The 16,937-nt window shown below is 71.4% G+C and carries 14 protein-coding genes; 11 read left to right on the top strand and 3 right to left on the bottom strand.

Annotated features, from left to right (window positions below):
* The first annotated feature begins 184 nt into the window (after window positions 1–184).
* From ACFYW8_RS14440 to nudC, 3 genes are all read left to right on the top strand, one after another.
* Window positions 185–3,817 carry a UvrD-helicase domain-containing protein gene (locus ACFYW8_RS14440; protein WP_389073032.1) on the top strand — a complete coding sequence of 1,211 codons (3,633 nt, stop codon included), beginning with the start codon at window positions 185–187 and terminating at the stop codon, window positions 3,815–3,817.
* Between the two features lie 10 nt (window positions 3,818–3,827).
* The gene (locus tag ACFYW8_RS14435; protein ID WP_365875863.1) at window positions 3,828–5,240 is read left to right on the top strand and encodes a dipeptidase; all 1,413 of its coding nucleotides are present in this window, start codon (window positions 3,828–3,830) and stop codon (window positions 5,238–5,240) included.
* Window positions 5,241–5,335: 95 nt separating this feature from the next.
* Window positions 5,336–6,283: an NAD(+) diphosphatase gene (gene nudC, locus ACFYW8_RS14430; protein WP_365875861.1), complete on the top strand. Its 948-nt coding sequence runs from the start codon at window positions 5,336–5,338 to the stop codon at window positions 6,281–6,283.
* A 151-nt stretch (window positions 6,284–6,434) separates the two neighbouring features.
* Here nudC and ACFYW8_RS14425 read toward each other — a convergent pair whose 3' ends face one another.
* Complete coding sequence (locus ACFYW8_RS14425) at window positions 6,435–6,692, bottom strand: mycoredoxin (protein WP_365875859.1); 258 nt, start codon at window positions 6,690–6,692, stop codon at window positions 6,435–6,437.
* A gap of 336 nt (window positions 6,693–7,028) precedes the next feature.
* On the opposite strand from ACFYW8_RS14425, the gene ACFYW8_RS14420 reads away from it, so the two are divergent.
* The 5 genes from ACFYW8_RS14420 (at window position 7,029) to ACFYW8_RS14400 (ending at window position 10,944) form a co-directional block, all read left to right on the top strand.
* Window positions 7,029–9,224 (top strand): ATP-dependent DNA helicase UvrD2, encoded by a 2,196-nt coding sequence (locus tag ACFYW8_RS14420; protein ID WP_389073020.1) that lies wholly within the window; start codon window positions 7,029–7,031, stop codon window positions 9,222–9,224.
* Between the two features lie 165 nt (window positions 9,225–9,389).
* Window positions 9,390–9,716 carry a hypothetical protein gene (locus tag ACFYW8_RS14415; RefSeq protein WP_365875855.1) on the top strand — a complete coding sequence of 109 codons (327 nt, stop codon included), beginning with the start codon at window positions 9,390–9,392 and terminating at the stop codon, window positions 9,714–9,716.
* A gap of 175 nt (window positions 9,717–9,891) precedes the next feature.
* On the top strand, window positions 9,892–10,260 hold the full coding sequence (locus ACFYW8_RS14410) for a WhiB family transcriptional regulator (protein WP_028802016.1): 369 nt from the start codon (window positions 9,892–9,894) through the stop codon (window positions 10,258–10,260).
* Window positions 10,257–10,580: a hypothetical protein gene (locus tag ACFYW8_RS14405; RefSeq protein WP_365875853.1), complete on the top strand. Its 324-nt coding sequence runs from the start codon at window positions 10,257–10,259 to the stop codon at window positions 10,578–10,580. The genes ACFYW8_RS14410 and ACFYW8_RS14405 overlap by 4 nt, the downstream gene beginning before the upstream one ends.
* A 139-nt stretch (window positions 10,581–10,719) precedes the next feature.
* A complete protein-coding gene (locus tag ACFYW8_RS14400; RefSeq protein WP_389073007.1) occupies window positions 10,720–10,944 on the top strand; it encodes a hypothetical protein in 225 nt (74 codons plus the stop codon).
* A 118-nt stretch (window positions 10,945–11,062) separates the two neighbouring features.
* Here ACFYW8_RS14400 and ACFYW8_RS14395 read toward each other — a convergent pair whose 3' ends face one another.
* Complete coding sequence (locus ACFYW8_RS14395; protein WP_389073004.1) at window positions 11,063–12,439, bottom strand: ABC1 kinase family protein; 1,377 nt, start codon at window positions 12,437–12,439, stop codon at window positions 11,063–11,065.
* Window positions 12,432–13,622 carry a TOMM precursor leader peptide-binding protein gene (locus tag ACFYW8_RS14390; RefSeq protein ID WP_389073000.1) on the bottom strand — a complete coding sequence of 397 codons (1,191 nt, stop codon included), beginning with the start codon at window positions 13,620–13,622 and terminating at the stop codon, window positions 12,432–12,434. Before ACFYW8_RS14390 ends, ACFYW8_RS14395 begins: the two co-directional genes overlap by 8 nt.
* Before the next feature lie 209 nt (window positions 13,623–13,831).
* Between ACFYW8_RS14390 and ACFYW8_RS14385 the strand changes: the two genes are divergently transcribed.
* From ACFYW8_RS14385 to ACFYW8_RS14375, 3 genes are all read left to right on the top strand, one after another.
* A complete protein-coding gene (locus ACFYW8_RS14385; RefSeq protein ID WP_365875847.1) occupies window positions 13,832–14,428 on the top strand; it encodes a M48 family metallopeptidase in 597 nt (198 codons plus the stop codon).
* A 125-nt stretch (window positions 14,429–14,553) separates the two neighbouring features.
* Window positions 14,554–16,236 (top strand): TerD family protein, encoded by a 1,683-nt coding sequence (locus ACFYW8_RS14380; protein WP_389072993.1) that lies wholly within the window; start codon window positions 14,554–14,556, stop codon window positions 16,234–16,236.
* Between the two features lie 11 nt (window positions 16,237–16,247).
* The gene (locus ACFYW8_RS14375; RefSeq protein ID WP_365875843.1) at window positions 16,248–16,928 is read left to right on the top strand and encodes an AIM24 family protein; all 681 of its coding nucleotides are present in this window, start codon (window positions 16,248–16,250) and stop codon (window positions 16,926–16,928) included.
* Window positions 16,929–16,937 lie beyond the last annotated feature (9 nt).

Here is a 16,937-nt window from a genome sequence, read left to right as displayed (position 1 = left end):
ACACAGCGCACACCAGGTGGTGGAATTCCGGGTCCCGTGCGCGTGCCAGGTAGCCGGTTCGGGTGGGCCAAGGGATGCGACGTCGGCGAGTGACGTACGGCACCACATGTGCTGACCTGCGGTTCTTTCGCCACGGCCGCCGATGTGGCCACCGCTGTCAGTGGACGCCGCTAGCCTCTGCGACATGCCCGCCCGCATCACCGACCCCGAACAGCTCAAGGAGCTCCTCGGTATCCCGTTCACCCCGGAACAGACGGACTGCATCACCGCGGAGCCGGCCCCGCAGGTGATCGTGGCCGGAGCGGGTTCGGGCAAGACCACGGTGATGGCGGCACGCGTGGTGTGGCTGGTCGGCACCGGACAGGTGGCCCCGGAGCAGGTCCTCGGCCTGACGTTCACCAACAAGGCGGCGGGCGAACTCGCCGAACGCGTGCGCAAGGCGCTCGTCAAGGCGGGCGTCACCGACCCGGACGTCATCGACCCCGACAACCCGCCGGGCGAGCCGGTCATCTCCACGTACCACGCCTTCGCGGGCCGCCTGCTCACCGACCACGGCCTGCGCATCGGGCTCGAACCGACGTCCCGGCTGCTCGCCGACGCCACCCGCTACCAGCTCGCCGCGCGTGTGCTGCGCGAGGCGCCGGGCCCGTATCCGGCGCTGACCCGTTCCTTCCCGGACCTGGTCGGAGACCTCCTGACACTCGACTCCGAGCTCTCCGAACACCTCGTACGGGCGGAGGACCTGCGCGCCCACGACGCGGAACTGCTGCGCGCCCTGGAGAGCGCCAAACTCACCAACGCGGATCTGCGCAAGGTCCCCGAGGCCGCCGCCGCCCGGCGTGAACTCGCCGAGCTGGTGGGCCGCTACCGGGCGGCGAAACGCGAGCGCGACCTCCTCGACTTCGGCGACCAGATCGCCCTCTCGGCCACCCTGGCCGGCACCCGCCCCGAGGTCGGAGAGATCCTGCGCGACGAGTTCCGGGTGGTCCTGCTGGACGAGTACCAGGACACGTCGGTGGCCCAGCGCATCCTGCTCGCCGGGCTGTTCGGCGGCGGCACGGGGCACCCCGTCACGGCGGTCGGCGACCCCTGCCAGGCGATCTACGGCTGGCGCGGCGCCTCCGTGGCCAACCTCGACGACTTCCCCGAGCACTTCGCGCGCCCCGACGGCCGGCCCGCGACCCGCCAGTCGCTCAGCGAGAACCGCCGCAGCGGCGGCCGCCTCCTCGACCTCGCCAACGGCCTCGCGGAGCCGCTGCGCGCCATGCACGCGGGCGTGGAGGCACTGCGGCCCGCCCCCGGAGCCGAGCGGGACGGCCTGGTGCGCTGCGCGCTGCTGCGCACCCACGCCGAGGAGATCGACTGGCTCGCCGATTCGATCGCCCATCTCGTACGCACCGGAAAGGCACCCGCCGAGATCGCGGTCCTGTGCCGCACCGCCACCGACTTCGCCGAGATCCAGGGCGCGCTCGTCGCCCGTGACATCCCCGTCGAGGTGGTGGGCCTCTCCGGTCTGCTGCACCTGCCCGAGGTGGCCGACCTCGTGGCCGTCTGCGAGGTCCTCCAGGACCCGGGGGCGAACGCCTCCCTCGTCCGGCTGCTCACCGGCCCGCGTTGGCGGATCGGCCCGCGCGACCTCGCCCTCCTCGGGCGCCGTGCGCGACTGCTCGTGTCGCACGCGCGCGCGGGGGCCGACGAGGACCCGGACCGCAGGCTCGCCGCAGCCGTCGAGGGGGTCGACCCGGCCGAGGTGATATCGCTCGCCGACGCCCTCGACACGTTCCTGGAGTCGCCCGTCGGGGTCTCGGGGGACGACGACGGACTGCCCTTCTCGCCGGACGCGCGCGTGCGCTTCGCGCGGCTCGCCGCCGAGCTGCGCGACCTGCGCCGCTCGCTCGCCGACCCCCTGATGGACGTCCTGCACCGGGTCCTCGCCGTCACCGGTCTCGAGGTCGAGCTCTCCGCGTCCCCGCACGCCCTGGCCGCACGCCGCCGCGAGACCCTTTCGAACTTCCTGGACATCGCCGCGTCCTTCGCCTCCGGCGACGGCGAGGCGAGCCTGCTGGCCTTCCTCGGCTTCCTGCGCACCGCCGCGCAGTACGAGAAGGGCCTGGACAACGCCCTGCCCGGCGGCGAGAACACCGTCAAGGTGCTCACCGCGCACAAGTCCAAGGGCCTGGAGTGGGACGTGGTCGTCGTCCCCGGCCTCGTCAACGGCACCTTCCCCAGCGGGCAGGGCCGCGAGAAGTGGACCGCCCAGGGCAAGGTCCTGCCGCACCGGCTGCGCGGCGACGCGGACACGCTGCCCGACGTCGAGGCCTGGGACGCCAAGGGCATCAAGGCCTTCCACGAGGCCATGAAGGACCACCAGCACACCGAGGAACTGCGCCTCGGCTATGTCACGTTCACCCGCCCCCGTTCGCTCCTGCTCGGCTCCGGCCACTGGTGGGGCCCCTCCCAGAAGCGGCCGCGCGGCCCCTCGGACTTCCTGCACGCCCTCCACGACCACTGCGCCGCCGGACACGGCGAGATCGAGGTCTGGGCGGACGAACCGGCGCAGGACGAGGAGAACCCGGCCCTGCGCGAGGGGGCCGCCGACCATGCCTGGCCGCTCCCGCTCGACGACACGGCCCTCGCCCGGCGGCGCGCGGCGGCGGAGACCGTGCTCGCCCACCTGGAGCGGGTCGCGTCCCACGACGAGGCCCACCCCGGAGCCGACGGACACCGGCGGGCGGCGGCCCATGACCCCGCCTCGTACGACGACCCGGAGTGGCCGCCTCCGTCGGAGGACGACATCCCGCCCCAGGACGAGGACGACCTCCCCGCGGACGCGTTCTCCGAAGGCGGCCTTCCCGAGGACCACTTCCCGGAGGAGCATTTCCCGGAGGGCGACCTCGCGGAGACCGCCCTGCCCGAGGGCGACGACTCCGACTGGGACTCCTGGACGACGGAACGACCGGGACAGCGCCCGGCCCGCCGGCCGGACGGCCGACCCATGGTGCCGCACCAGGCCCAGGGCCCCGCTCTCGCCGCCCGCCCGCACCCCCAGGAGACCGTGAGCGAGCGCCTCACGCCCGAAGAGGCCCGCACCCTCGCCTCCTGGGACCGCGACCTGGACGCGCTGACCGGAGAGCTCCTGCGCGCCCGCGCGACCGTCACCCACGTACCCCTGCCTGCCTCGCTCACCGCCTCCCAGCTGCTGCGTCTGGCCGCCGACCCGGACGGCTTCGCACAGGAACTCGCGCGTCCCATGCCACGCCCCCCGCAGCCCGCCGCACGCCGGGGAACGCGCTTCCACGCCTGGATGGAGTCCCGCTTCGAAGAGCTGCGGCTGCCGATGCTGGACCCGGAGGAGCTGCCCGGCCGCGAGGCGGAGATCGCCGACGAGCGTGACCTGGAAGCCCTGAAGGACGCCTTCGAACGCACTCCCTACGCGAACCGCACCCCGTACCGCGTCGAGGTGCCCTTCCAGTTCGCGATCGCCGGCCGGGTCGTCCGCGGCCGGATCGACGCCGTCTACAGGAACGACGACGGCGACGGGACGACGTACGAGATCGTCGACTGGAAGACCGGCCACGGTCGCACCGCGGATCCGCTCCAGCTCGCGCTGTACCGCCTGGGCTGGGCCGAGCGGCAGGGTGTGCCCCTGGAGTCCGTCACGGCCGCGTTCCTGTACGTCCGCGACGGCGAGGTCGTACGACCGGACGGTCTCCCGGACCGTGCCGCACTGGAGCGACTGCTCACCGAGGACCCGCCGGGCCCTGAGGACGAGGCCTCCGGCGAACCGCCGGACGAACACGCCTCTGTGGGCGGATAGGCTCAGGAACATGAGCAAGCCCGTTGACAACGCCGTCAGCACCGTCCGTACGTACATCGAGACCCACCGCGCCGCCTTCCTGGACGACCTCGCGGAGTGGCTGCGCATCCCCTCGGTCTCGGCTCAGCCCGACCACGCCGCGGACGTGGCACGCAGCGCCGACTGGCTCGCCGCCAAGCTCCGGGAGACCGGCTTCCCGACCAGTGAGGTCTGGCCGACCGCGGGCGCCCCGGCCGTCTTCGCCGAGTGGCCCTCCGAGGACCCCGACGCGCCCACGGTCCTCGTCTACGGGCACCACGACGTGCAGCCGGCCGCCCGCGAGGACGGCTGGGACACGGAACCCTTCGAGCCGGTGATCCGCGGAAACCGCCTCCACGCGCGCGGGGCAGCCGACGACAAGGGCCAGGTGTTCTTTCACACACTCGGCGTCCGGGCGCACCTCGCCGCAGCCGGGCGCACCACCCCGGCCGTGCACCTCAAGCTGCTGATCGAGGGCGAGGAGGAGTCCGGCTCCCCGCACTTCCGCGACCTCGTCGAAAAGCGGGCGGAGCGGCTCGCGGCCGACGCCGTGATCGTCTCCGACACCGGCATGTGGTCCGAGGACACCCCCACGGTCTGCACGGGCATGCGGGGCCTCGCCGAGTGCGAGATCGAGCTGTACGGGCCCGAGCAGGACATCCACTCCGGATCGTTCGGCGGCGCCGTGCCCAATCCGGCCACCGCGGCCGCCCGTCTGGTCGCCGCCCTGCACGACGAGCACGCACGCGTGGCCGTACCCGGCTTCTACGAAGGCATCACCGAACTCACCGACCGCGAGCGCGCTCTCTTCGCCGAACTGCCCTTCGACGAGGAGCGGTGGCTGCGCACGGCCAGGTCGACGGCCACCCACGGAGAGGCCGGGCACACCACTCTGGAGCGCGTCTGGGCCCGCCCGACCGCCGAGGTCAACGGCATCGGCGGCGGCTACCAGGGAGCCGGCAGCAAGACGATCATTCCGTCCTCGGCCCTGGTGAAGCTCTCCTTCCGGCTGGTCGCCGGGCAGGACCCGGACCACATCGAGAAGGCCGTACGCGCCTGGGCGGCCGGGCAGGTACCCGACGGCATCCGGTACGAGATCACGTTCGGCGCGGCCACGCGCCCGTGCCTGACGCCGCTGGACCACCCCGCCCTGCAGTCCGTCGTACGCGCCATGGGCCGCGCCTTCGAGCAGCCGATCCGCTACACGCGCGAGGGTGGCTCCGGACCCGCGGCCGACCTCCAGGAAGTCCTCGGTGCCCCGGTGCTCTTCCTGGGCATCTCCGTTCCCTCCGACGGCTGGCACGCCCCCAACGAGAAGGTCGAACTCGACCTCCTCATGAAGGGTGTCGAAACGACCGCCTACCTGTGGGGCGACCTGGCCGAGAACTGGCGCGAGACACCCTGAACAAGCCGATTCACACCCTCAAGAGCGCACCGCACGCCCGTCCTGCTGAACCGCCCGCCGAAATAACCGTTCCACCGGGGGAGTTGGAAGCACCCGTGACCACCTGGACCGACCACAGCGCCGACCGTCCCATCTCGCTCACCGCTCCGAGCGGCATCGACCGGGCCGCCCACCACCGGCTCGACGAGGCCTGGCTCGCGGCGGCCTGGAGCCACCCCACGACCCGCGCCTTCGTGGTCTCCGGCGGTCAGGTGCTCATCGACGAGATGGCCGACGGCACCACCGCACTGCTGATGACGCCCTCCTTCGAGGCCCCTCTCACCGAGGCACACCGCTACTTCCTGGGCACGGACGACGACGGGGTGAGCTACTTCGCACTCCAGAAGGACGCGCTTCCCGGCCGGATCGACCAGTCCGCCCGCCCGGCGGGCCTGCGGGAGGCAGGTCTCCTGCTGTCACCGCGCGACGCAGGCCTGATGGTCCACGCGGTCGCCCTGGAGAACTGGCAGCGACTGCACCGCTTCTGCTCCCGCTGCGGCGAGCGCACGGTCATCGCCGCCGCAGGCCACATCCGCCGCTGCCCCGCGTGCGGCGCCGAGCACTACCCGCGCACCGACCCGGCAGTGATCATGGCCGTCACGGACGACGAGGACCGCATCCTGCTCGGCCGCCAGGTGCACTGGCCCGAAGGCCGCTTCTCCACGCTCGCGGGGTTCGTCGAACCCGGCGAGTCGATCGAGCAGTCCGTACGCCGTGAGGTCTTCGAAGAGGCGGGAGTCACGGTCGGCGCGGTCGACTACGTCGCCAGCCAGCCCTGGCCGTTCCCCTCCAGCCTGATGCTGGGCTTCATGGCCCGCGCCACCTCGTCGGAGATCAACGTCGACGGCGAGGAGATCCACGAAGCCCGCTGGTTCTCCCGGGAGGACCTGCGAGCCGCCTTCGAGTCCGGGGAGGTGGTGCCTCCCTACGGAATCTCGATCGCGGCCCGCCTGATCGAGCTCTGGTACGGCAAGCCCCTGCCGACGCGGGGGAACACCGCCTGACGTCGGCCGGACGCCGATCTCTGCCCGGACGTCGGCGGGGTTGCTCTCCCCGGGCGGCGGCGCCCAGATCGTTTGAACAGCTCGGCACGGCCGTACGCGGCGACGCCCCCTCCGGTGACCTCGGCCGGAGGGGGCGTCGCGCGTGGGAGCGTCAGACCGCGAGAGCCTGCTTCACCTGGGCCAGGCTCGGGTTCGTCATGACGATGTTCTCGCCACCGTTGGAGGGAACCACCAGAACGGTCGGAACCGTCTGGTTCCCGCCGTTGGCCTTCTCGACGAACGCCGCGGACTGCGGGTCCTGCTCGATGTTGATCTCGTTGTACGCGATGCCCTCACGGTCCATCTGGCTCTTGAGCCGACGGCAGTAGCCGCACCACGTGGTGCTGTACATCGTCACAGTGCCCTGCATGTCTCATGCGCTCCTTCACGGCTTCGGGTGCGTGGTCGCTGCAAGTGGAACGCAGGCCGCCCGGTCGCCATTCCCGTGGGGGGTATCGGGGTGCCCGCCGAGACGTGATGCTCGCCGCACCGCACCGCACCGCACCGCACCGCACCGTAGACGAGACGAGACGAGACGAGACGAGACGAGACGGGCCCGGCGGGGGAGGGGCGTGACGCTCGGGGCATGGCCGAGATGCGACCCTGACGCGCGGCCGACGTGACGCCTGCCGCATTCGTACGACCGCAGGCGCCTCCCTGTGGACAACCGGCTCACCCGTCTCCCCCGACCTGGCAGCATGGCAGGGTGACAGCAGCAACGCACTCCACCCTCTTCCCGCAGGTTCCGGACACGGCCGACGCGGTGCTCGACGGGCTCGACCCCGAGCAGCGCGAGGTCGCCACCGCCCTGCACGGTCCGGTGTGCGTCCTGGCGGGCGCCGGCACGGGCAAGACACGGGCGATCACCCACCGCATCGCATACGGGGTGCGCGCGGGGATCCTCCAGCCCTCCAGCGTGCTCGCGGTCACCTTCACCAACCGGGCCGCAGGCGAGATGCGCGGCCGGCTGCGCCAGCTCGGCGCCGGCGGAGTCCAGGCCCGCACCTTCCACTCCGCCGCGCTGCGCCAGCTCCAGTACTTCTGGCCGAAAGCGGTCGGTGGCAGCCTGCCCCGGCTCGTGGACCGCAAGATCCAGCTCGTCGCGGACGCGGCGGCAGCCTGCCGCATCCGCCTCGATCGAGGAGAGCTGCGGGACGTCACCGGCGAGATCGAGTGGTGCAAGGTCACCCAGACCATCCCCGCCGACTATGCCGCGGCCGCCGCCCGCGCGGGCCGCGAGGCCCCCCGGGACCCGGCGGAGACCGCCAAGATCTATTCGGTGTACGAGGACCTCAAGCGTGACCGCGGGGTCATCGACTTCGAGGACGTCCTGCTGCTGACGGTCGCCATCCTGCAGGACCGGCACGACATCGCCGAGCAGGTCCGCTCCCAGTACCAGCACTTCGTCGTCGACGAGTACCAGGACGTCAGCCCGCTCCAGCAACGCCTTCTGGAGCTGTGGCTCGGCGAGCGGGACAACCTCTGCGTGGTCGGGGACGCCAGCCAGACGATCTACTCGTTCACGGGTGCAACCCCCGACCACCTGCTCGACTTCCGCACCCGCCATCCCGGAGCCACCGTCGTCAAGCTCGTCCGCGACTACCGCTCCTCGCCCCAGGTCGTCCACCTGGCCAACGGCCTGCTCTCCCAGGCCCGCGGCAGGGCCGCCGAGCACCGCCTCGAACTGATCTCCCAGCGGCCCGCGGGTGCCGAGCCCGTCTACGCCGAGTACACGGACGAGCCCGCCGAGGCAGAGGGCGCCGCCCGCCGCATCCGCGACCTCGTCGCCTCCGGCGTCCCCGCCGGTGAGATCGCGATTCTGTTCCGCACCAACTCCCAGTCCGAGATCTACGAACAGGCGCTCGCCGACGCCGGTGTGCCCTACCAGCTGCGCGGCGCCGAGCGGTTCTTCGACCGCCCCGAGGTGCGCAAGGCGGGCGCGGCCCTCCGCGCCGCGGCCCGCTTCGGCGGCAACGACTCGCTGCTCGATGACGTCGTCGACCTGCCCTCGCAGGTCCGGGCGGTGCTGTCGGGCGAGGGCTGGACCAGCAATCCCCCGGCCGGCTCCGGCGCCGTCAGAGAGCGCTGGGAGTCGCTGGCCGCCCTGGTGCACCTCGCGCGGGACTTCGCGACCGCCAAGCCCGACGCGACGCTCGGCGATCTGGTGGCCGAGCTCGACGAGCGCGCCGGCGCCCAGCACGCCCCGACCGTGCAGGGCGTCACCCTCGCCTCCCTGCACTCCGCCAAGGGACTGGAGTGGGACGTCGTCTTCCTGGTCGGTGTGGCCGAGGGCATGATGCCGATCACTTACGCGAAGACCGACGAACAGATCGAGGAGGAGCGCCGCCTCCTCTACGTCGGCGTCACCCGCGCCAGAGAGCATCTCTTCGTCTCCTGGGCACTCGCCCGCTCACCCGGCGGCCGTGCCGGCCGACGCCCCAGCCGGTTCCTCGACGGGCTGCGTCCCGGTTCCGTCGCCACGGCGGGCCGTGGCGGTGGCGGCGCCTCGGGAGGCATCGAGCGCGGCGCCGGAAGCAGCGGAGTGACCGCCGTCCGACGCACGAGCCGCAGCCCCGCGCGCTGCCGGGTCTGCGGTCGCACCCTCACCGACGCCGGTGAGATGAAGCTGATGCGCTGCGAGGGCTGCCCCTCCGACATGGACGAAGGTCTCTACGAGCGGCTGCGCGAGTGGCGGGCGGTGCAGGCGCAGCGCAGCGGGCAGCCCGCGTTCTGCGTCTTCACCGACAAGACGCTGATGGCGATCGCGGAGACCTCGCCGGACGACGAGGGCGAGCTCGCCCGGATCCCCGGGGTCGGTGTGCGCAAACTCAACCGCTTCGGAGCCGACGTTCTGGCCATCTGCGCAGGTCGAGAGGTCGGAGGAGACAGCGAGGGCGATTGATTCAAACTCGTCGAGAAAATAGTTTGCGCATGCCCCAGCAATCCCCATAGGTTCTTAACCACGGCAGCGGCGGTCTTCTCCAAGGCCCTGGTTCCGTGCTGTACTTAATAACCGTCGGACCGGTTCGCACCGGTCCCCCAAGACGCCGAGAGGAGGCGATTCCCCGTGATCAGCATCAACACCAGCTTCATCAACACCGTGAAAATGACCGATCGCTCGGTCGTCGTCTCCACGTGCAAGCTCGGCGTCTCGAACCTGGGCACCGGTCTGTCCGGCATTCCCGCCGTCCGGCCGGCGTCCTCCGTGTCTCTCGCGGGTCTTCCCGTCAGTGAGCGCATCGAACGACCGACCCAGGCACTGGAAGCTGCAGTAGCGGCACAGGCACATGCCTATGCCTTTGCGGCAGCCGGTGCCGGATCCCTGAAGCAGACGCAGCAGCACCACACGATGTGGGCCTTCCGTGGGCCTGAACCCTGGAGTGATCCAGCCTGATCCACCATCAGGCCGGCGCCTTCAGGGCCGCGGAACCCCACCCGGGATCCGCGGCCCTTCTGTTTGTCCCCGACCGGGGACGACGGAGCGAAGGGGCCTCGGGACAAGAAATGAACCCGGTACCAGCCGCCAACCGGCCGACCCGGCCGGCACGACCAGACGAGGAAGACGAACCGTGCAACTCGAAGCGCACGCCCCGTCCGTACCGCCTTCCGAAACGATCCCCCCGCCCGGCCTCACGGAGGACTCCACCTTGATCCCGCTCACTGCGCTCACCGCGCTCGACGACGCCATCGAGAACCTCGGCGTACCCGTCCCCTGCCGTTCCTACGACCCGGAGGTCTTCTTCGCCGAGTCTCCGGCCGATGTCGAGTACGCCAAGTCGCTCTGCCGCACCTGCCCGCTGATGGAGGCCTGCCTCGCCGGCGCCAAGGAGCGGCGTGAGCCCTGGGGCGTCTGGGGTGGCGAGCTCTTCGTCCAGGGTGTTGTCGTGGCCCGCAAGCGGCCGCGTGGCCGCCCGCGCAAGAACCCGGTCGCGGCATGAACATCCGAGGAACGATCGACCGCCCCCTGACGCACGACCCCAAGAAACAGGCCCCGATGACGCCGTCCACGAGCGAGCCCGCAGGCTCCGCGACCCCAGACTTCACCACCAGCGGCGCGAACGACTCGCGTCAGAACAGGACCCGAGAGATGCAACTCATCCCAGAAGCCTTGGCTCGTGCGCATATGCACGAGCGACTGCACCAGGCCGAGGGGGAACGCCAGGCTGTGCGCCTGGCCTCCGCTCGCCGCATGCAGCGCAGGGCCGAGCGCGCTTCGATGCGAGCCCGGCGCGCGCTGGCCATGGCGGTCATGCAGTAATCGACGCATGTCGTCGTAGCAGCCGTTGCAGTCGCAGCAGTCACAGGAATTGAATCTGGCGGGGGCCGGTCCGAACGGACCGGCCCCTGTGGTGCGTTGTAGCGGGCGAACCGCCGATCGCGGAGATATCGTCGCCCGAGTGACGAGTCTTCCCGAAGACAGTGACAGCGCCCGCTCCACACCGACGTCCGACGCGGGCGACGCCCCGAAGATCGTGTGCGCCCACTGCGGCACACCGGCCCCCGGTCCTCGGCCGATGTGGACCTGTTCCGTCGAGAACGGCACCCGCCACTACTTCTGCGACAACTGCGCCCGCGGCAACCTCAGAGCGATCGAGGGCCGCCTCGACTCGGCCTGGTGGTAGACCCGGTTCGACATGGACCCTGTTCGGCAGCGGCCGACGCGTCACCCGAATCGGCGCTGCCGGCCCACCTCCCGGTGCGACGAGCGCCGAACCCGCGTGCCGCGTCCGTCGCGCCGGCTCACGCCTCGGCGGCCGACACCTTTTCGCCCAGCTCCTCGTCCTCCAGCTCATCCTCCGACACGAACCCCGGCAACCACTCCTCCAGTTCGTCGCGCAGGCGGACCGTCGCGCCGAGCTGGCACAGGACACCTATCGTGCTGAGCGTCACCCGGTGTATGAGGAGGTAGGCAGGCGGCAGGTTCAACTGCCTGCCCAACTGGTGGGCGGGGGAACGCGGGTCGGCGATGCGGGCGGCCTGGCTGCGCATCCAGCCCCGGCTGAAGGTGAACTCGTCCGCTTCGGCGGGTTCGATGATCGGCAGCAGGTAGTCCAGGACCGCGTCGGGTTCGAGGTCTATCGAATCCTTGACGAAACCCTCCTCACGGAGCAGTTCGTAGACCGCCTCGGCGTCACCGTCCAGCGTCATGCGGAGGGAGTCGCCGATCGGCTGGGGCAGGCCGCCGGGCAGCCGGTCCACCGTCCCGAAGTCCAGGACCCCGAGGCGCCAGCCGCTCTTCTCGTCCGGCAGGAGACGGAAATTGCCCGGGTGCGGATCGGCGTGCAGCAGGCCGGTGCGGGCGGGGCCCGAGAAGAGGAAGCGGGCCAGCAACTGGCCGGCACGGTCCCGCTGCTCCTGCGAGCCGCCGGTGATCACCTCCGACAGAGGAACCCCGTCGATCCACTCGGTCACCAGTACCTGCTCGCACTGATGGACCACCGCCGGCACCAGGACGTCCGGGTCGCCCGCGAACTCCTCGGCGTGCGCTGCCTGCGCCTGTGCCTCCAGGCCGTAGTCGAGCTCCTCGGAGACCCGGTCACGCAGCTCCGCGATGAGCGGCTTGATGTCCATACCGGGGATCAGGGGGCCCAGGAGCCGTGCGAATCTGCCGAGTTGGGTCAGGTCGGACAGGAGGGCCTCGCCCGCCCCCGGATACTGCACCTTGACGGCGACTTCACGGCCGTCGTGCCACACCGCCCGGTGCACCTGGCCGATCGAGGCCGCCGCCGACGGCTTGTCCTCGAACTCCACGAACAGCTCGGTCCAGTCCGCGCCGAGCCGCTCCTCCAGCACGGAGTGGACCGTGCGGGTCGGCATCGGGGGTGCCGCGTCCTGGAGCTTCGTCAGCGCCGCCCGATAGGGACCGGCGACCTCCTCCGGCAGTGCCGACTCGAATACGGACAGTGCCTGCCCGAACTTCATCGCACCGCCCTTCAGCTCCCCGAGCACCTTGAAGAGCTGTTCGGCCGTGCGCTGCTGAAGCTCGCGGCCCACGATCTCCGCCGACTTCCCGCCGATCCGCTTCCCGAGTCCCCAGGTCGCACGCCCGGCGAAGCCGAGCGGTAGCGCGGCCAGTTTGGCAGTACGGGTGACTGCCTTCCGGGGAAGATCAGACATGCGCCCTCCAGGTGCCGGCAAGCTGTGCCGCGTGCGGCTGTTGCCCTGCCATTGTCTCGTGCACTTCGCCGTCCTCGGGGGTCTGCTCACCTTTTGTTTTCTCCGCGGTGCCACAAGGGCAGGCGGGGTGCCCCCAGACCGGCGTCGCATGCCAGTGGCATCCGGGGAGCGACGCCTCCCAGCGGGCCGCCGCGCCGGCGGGCGGATCTCCGTCCAGGAAGGCGAGCGCGTGGCTCGCGGCGAGTCCGGCGACCGCCGCGGCCAGGGCGAGGTCGCACGCGGTCACCAGGCGCCGCTGCCCGGAGCGCCACTGCGCGACCAGGCGTGGCCAGGTCGGATCCCGGTCGGTGCGCCACCGGTCCAGACAGCCCGCGCAGCCGGTGTCGCCAGGCAGGACCAGCGGGCCCACGACCCCGGTCGCCTCGACGACCCCCGCGTAGAGGTGGGGCGTCCCCGAGACGATCAGGCTCTCGGCCGACGCGGGGTCCGGCACGTGGACGGCGAGACCGTCACGGGGAGCGAGGATCACGAGGGACAGCCCACGCGTCTCTTCCCCCTCTCCCTCCTTGGCGGAGGCGCGGGGCGGACGGTCCGGAGCGGCCCGGCGCACCGCCCGGCGCGCGGCGTCCTCCCGGCGCTCGCCGATGGATTCGACGGGAAGCCCGCCCGGCGCCACGTCCCACGGCTCGACACGGCCCAGGTCCCGCACCTCGACGTCGCCCACGCCGGCGCCCGCGAGCAGCGCGGCCAGCACGACCCCGACCCGGCCGGCGCCCCGCACCTGTACGCGCAGGCAGCGGCGGGCGGCCAGACGCTTGACCGCCCCGCCGGGCTCGGGGGCGACGAGGGAGAGGGAGGCGAGGTCGGACCGCAGCCGGTCCATGACCTCCTTCCTCTCACGCAACGCGTCCGCGGCCGGACCGCCTCCGGTCGTGTCGTCCAGCAGGCCCGACCGGGCCAGCCGGTCCACCAGCCCGTCGACGTGGCCGTCGGGCAGCCCCATCTCACGTCCCTGTTCGCGCAACAGCGGCATTCCGCGTGTCCCGTCGAGCAGTTCGAGGAAGCTGCCCGTCGCCGTGTCCATCGGGCCCAGCACCATCGCGTGCGCCGGTGCCATTCCGAACTGCACGGTGTTGAGATCCCGCCAGCCGCGCCGCAGAGCGGGCTTCACGATCGGATGCATGACCTACCCCCGTAGTACGTCCCCGTATGTCCGCGGTGCACTCCCGCAGCGCGGACCGAATGCCAGCATGCCCCTCCCCGCCGGACCCCGCCGAAAGTTGTCCACAGGTGGCATCGTTCGTCGTACAAATCAAACGCGCAGAGCGCGGATCGGCATCGAACCGTCCCGGGGGCGGGACTTCCCCCAGGTGCAGCAGGTAACGTCGGGGCGTGCCCGCCGACCCACTGCACAGCGCCGCAACTTCACAGCGCAGCACGACGAGCCCGCCGCCGAGCGGTTCGGGGGCGAGCGCGATCGAGGTCCGCAGGAGTGCCCGACGGCGCAGAACGGTCTCCGCGTACCGTGAGGGCGATCGCACCGTTGTGCTCATCCCGGCCCGCATGTCCGAGGCGGAGGAGCAGCGCTGGGTGACCGTCATGCTCGACAAACTGGCCGCCCAGGAGAGCAAACGGGTGCTCGGTGACACCGAGCTGGCCGAACGGGCCGAGCGGCTGTCGGCCCACTACTTCGACGGGCGTGCGCGGCCCTCGTCGGTGCGCTGGGTCACCAACCAGAACACCCGCTGGGGCTCCTGCACCCCCGCCGAGGGCAGCATCCGTCTGTCGCACCGGTTGCAGGGCATGCCCGAGTACGTCGTCGACTATGTCCTCCTCCACGAACTCGCCCATCTGCTGGTACCCGGCCACGGGCCGCGCTTCTGGCGGCTCCTGGAGGCCTATCCGCGTACCGAGCGCGCTCGCGGCTATCTCGAAGGCGTCGTCGCAGCCGACCGGCTTCCCCACCCTCCGGCAGGCCGCGAGGAGTAGGGGCGGTCCGGTCCCTCCGCGAGGGTGATTCTGTACCGGGTCTGTACCGGCTTCGTCCACTTCCGGACTTTGCCGTTAGCCTGACGCGACGCACTCGCATTCGGGATGGGGGACGGTCGTTACGCATGGCCAGGGAATTCCAACGCGGCCACAAGGCCAAGATCAGTGACCTCACCGCGGGCACCGATCTGTACGTAGGTGTGCAGATCACCGGCCCCGGACTCACCTTCGACATCAGCTGCTTCGGTCTGGACGCCGACGAACGGCTTTCGGACGACCGGTACTTCGTCTTCTTCAACCAGCCGAAGTCCCCCGAGGAGTCCATCCAGCTGCTCGGCGCGCAGTCGGGTGACACGGAGTCCTTCCGGGTCACCCTCGACCGGATCCCGGCGCGGATCCAGAAGCTGTCCTTCACGGCGACGATCGACGGCGCCGGACAGATGTCGCAGATAGCCCCTGGATACCTCCGCGTCGTCGCGGGCGGCGAGGAAGTGGCCCGGTACGCGTTCAGCGGTGCCGAATTCTCCACCGAACGTGCCGTGATGCTGGGTGACTTCTACCTCAAGGACGTCTGGCGGTTCGCCGCCGTGGGACAGGGCTTCGACGGCGGCCTCGACGCGCTGCTGAAGAACTTCGGCGGCGAGGTCGCCGAGGAGGAGCCGGCCACCCCGCAGCCGCAGTCCGGCGCCGCACCGACCTTCGCCCCGCCGGCCCAGGCCACCGCCGCGCCCACGTTCGGCGCGCCGGCGGCGCCCGTTCCGGCACCCGCCCCGCAGGGCTTCGCGCCGCCCCCCGGTGCCGCGCCGCACGCTCCGGCGCCCGCGCCTCCCGTGCACGCGGCCCCCACCCTCGTGGGGCCGCTGCACATTCCGCCGGGCGGCACGGTCCCGCCGCCGGGCCCCGCGCCGTACGCGCAGCCGCCCGGCCCGCCCGGTCCGCCCGGTCCGCCGCCCGGTTACGGCCACCAGCAGCCCGGCCAGACGGCTCAGATGCCGCCCGGCTACGGCCAGCAGGCACCGACGGCGCCCCCCGGATACGGTCAGCAGCCGCAGTACGGACAGATCCCGGGCCAGGCACCCGGGCAGTTCCCGGGTCAGCCCGGCGCGCCCTCCCCGTACGGGGCACCCCAGGGTGCCCCGCAGGGCGGGGCCGGGGTCGCCGCCGCGCTGGGGGCCTTCAAGGAGACGCCCACCGGTCAGCGGTGGACTCCGCAGAACAAGAAGCTCATCCGCGTCGATCTCGGCGTCGGCGGTCAGCCCGTACTGGCCCGCCAGGGCAGCATGGTGCTGTACCAGGGCAAGGTCGACTTCAGCTACAAGGGCGCCGGGTTCGCCGGCCGGCTCGTGGGCAGCGCGACCGGCCAGGAGATGCAGTTGATGCGCTGCACCGGTCAGGGCCAGGTGTTCTTCGCCGAGAACGCCACCCACGTGCACCCGATCGAGCTCCAGGGGGACGCGATCTGCGTCTCCGCGGAGAACGTCCTCGCCTTCGACGAGTCCCTCCAGTACGAGGTCCGTCGTATCGAGGGTCACGGCATCCCCGGAGGCGCGCTGTTCACCATGCAGTTCCAGGGGACGGGCACCATCGTCGTCAAGACGCACGGTGCCCCTGTCGTCCTGCCGGTGACCCCCACGACGTTCGCCGACTGCAACGCCGTCGTCGCCTGGTCCGCGGCCGCTCAGGTGATCGTCTCCAGCCAGGTGAGGATGCGCCGGAACGCCTACGCCGGCGACACCGGCGAGAGCGTGAACCTCCAGTTCCGTGCCGCGCCAGGCAATTTCGTCGTCGTCCAGCCGTACGAGGTCTGAGGGAGCCCGACATGAACCAGCAACTCGCGGGCTTTGCCCCGGCACCCGTCACCGCGCGCATGGAGAACCACGGCAGTCACATGCTGAAGGTCGCCATGCAGACCGGAAACGACCTCCTCGCGCGCGTGGGATCGATGGTCGCCTACGAAGGGTTCGTCCAGTACGAGCCCAACCCGCCCGCCGTACGCCAGATCGCACGCGACTGGATGACCGGCGAGGGCGCGCCCCTCATGAAGTGCTCCGGCGACGGTCTGCTCTACCTCGCCGACTACGGGGCCAACGTCGTCGTCATCAACCTCAACGGGGACGCGATCTCCGTCAACGCGACGAACCTGCTCGCCTTCGACGCCCATCTCACCTGGGGCGTCGAGCGGGTGAAGGGGCTCGCCAAGTTCGCCGGACAGGGTCTGTGGAACACCAAGATCTCCGGTCAGGGCTGGGTCGCGCTGACGTCCCGGGGCAAGCCGATCGTCGTCGACTGCGGCGGCGGTGAGGACGAGACGTACGTCGACCCCGACGCGCTCGTCGCCTGGTCGCCGAACCTCAAGGTGAAGGGCAAGCGCAGCTTCAAGGCGCAGTCGCTGATCGGACGCGGCAGCGGCGAGGCCTTCCAGATGGCGTTCTCCGGGCAGGGCATCGTCGTCGTCCAGCCCAGCGAGGACAGCACCGACCGCCTCCGAGTCCGGGGCTGAGGGGGAGCA

Origin of the sequence: Streptomyces sp. NPDC002742 (genome assembly GCF_042888885.1) — a bacterium.
In the GTDB taxonomy this organism is placed as follows: domain Bacteria; phylum Actinomycetota; class Actinomycetes; order Streptomycetales; family Streptomycetaceae; genus Streptomyces.
This window is presented reverse-complemented; position numbering and strand designations above follow the sequence as displayed.

What these genes read in the sequence shown, in the direction of transcription:
- ACFYW8_RS14390 (WP_389073000.1), bottom strand. Translation starts at nt 13,622, where the DNA reads ATGCATCCGATCGTGAAGCCCGCTCTGCGGCGCGGCTGGCGGGATCTC.
- ACFYW8_RS14405 (WP_365875853.1), top strand. Translation starts at nt 10,257, where the DNA reads ATGAACATCCGAGGAACGATCGACCGCCCCCTGACGCACGACCCCAAG.
- ACFYW8_RS14380 (WP_389072993.1), top strand. Translation starts at nt 14,554, where the DNA reads ATGGCCAGGGAATTCCAACGCGGCCACAAGGCCAAGATCAGTGACCTC.
- ACFYW8_RS14425 (WP_365875859.1), bottom strand. Translation starts at nt 6,692, where the DNA reads ATGCAGGGCACTGTGACGATGTACAGCACCACGTGGTGCGGCTACTGC.
- ACFYW8_RS14395 (WP_389073004.1), bottom strand. Translation starts at nt 12,439, where the DNA reads ATGTCTGATCTTCCCCGGAAGGCAGTCACCCGTACTGCCAAACTGGCC.
- ACFYW8_RS14440 (WP_389073032.1), top strand. Translation starts at nt 185, where the DNA reads ATGCCCGCCCGCATCACCGACCCCGAACAGCTCAAGGAGCTCCTCGGT.
- ACFYW8_RS14375 (WP_365875843.1), top strand. Translation starts at nt 16,248, where the DNA reads ATGAACCAGCAACTCGCGGGCTTTGCCCCGGCACCCGTCACCGCGCGC.
- ACFYW8_RS14435 (WP_365875863.1), top strand. Translation starts at nt 3,828, where the DNA reads ATGAGCAAGCCCGTTGACAACGCCGTCAGCACCGTCCGTACGTACATC.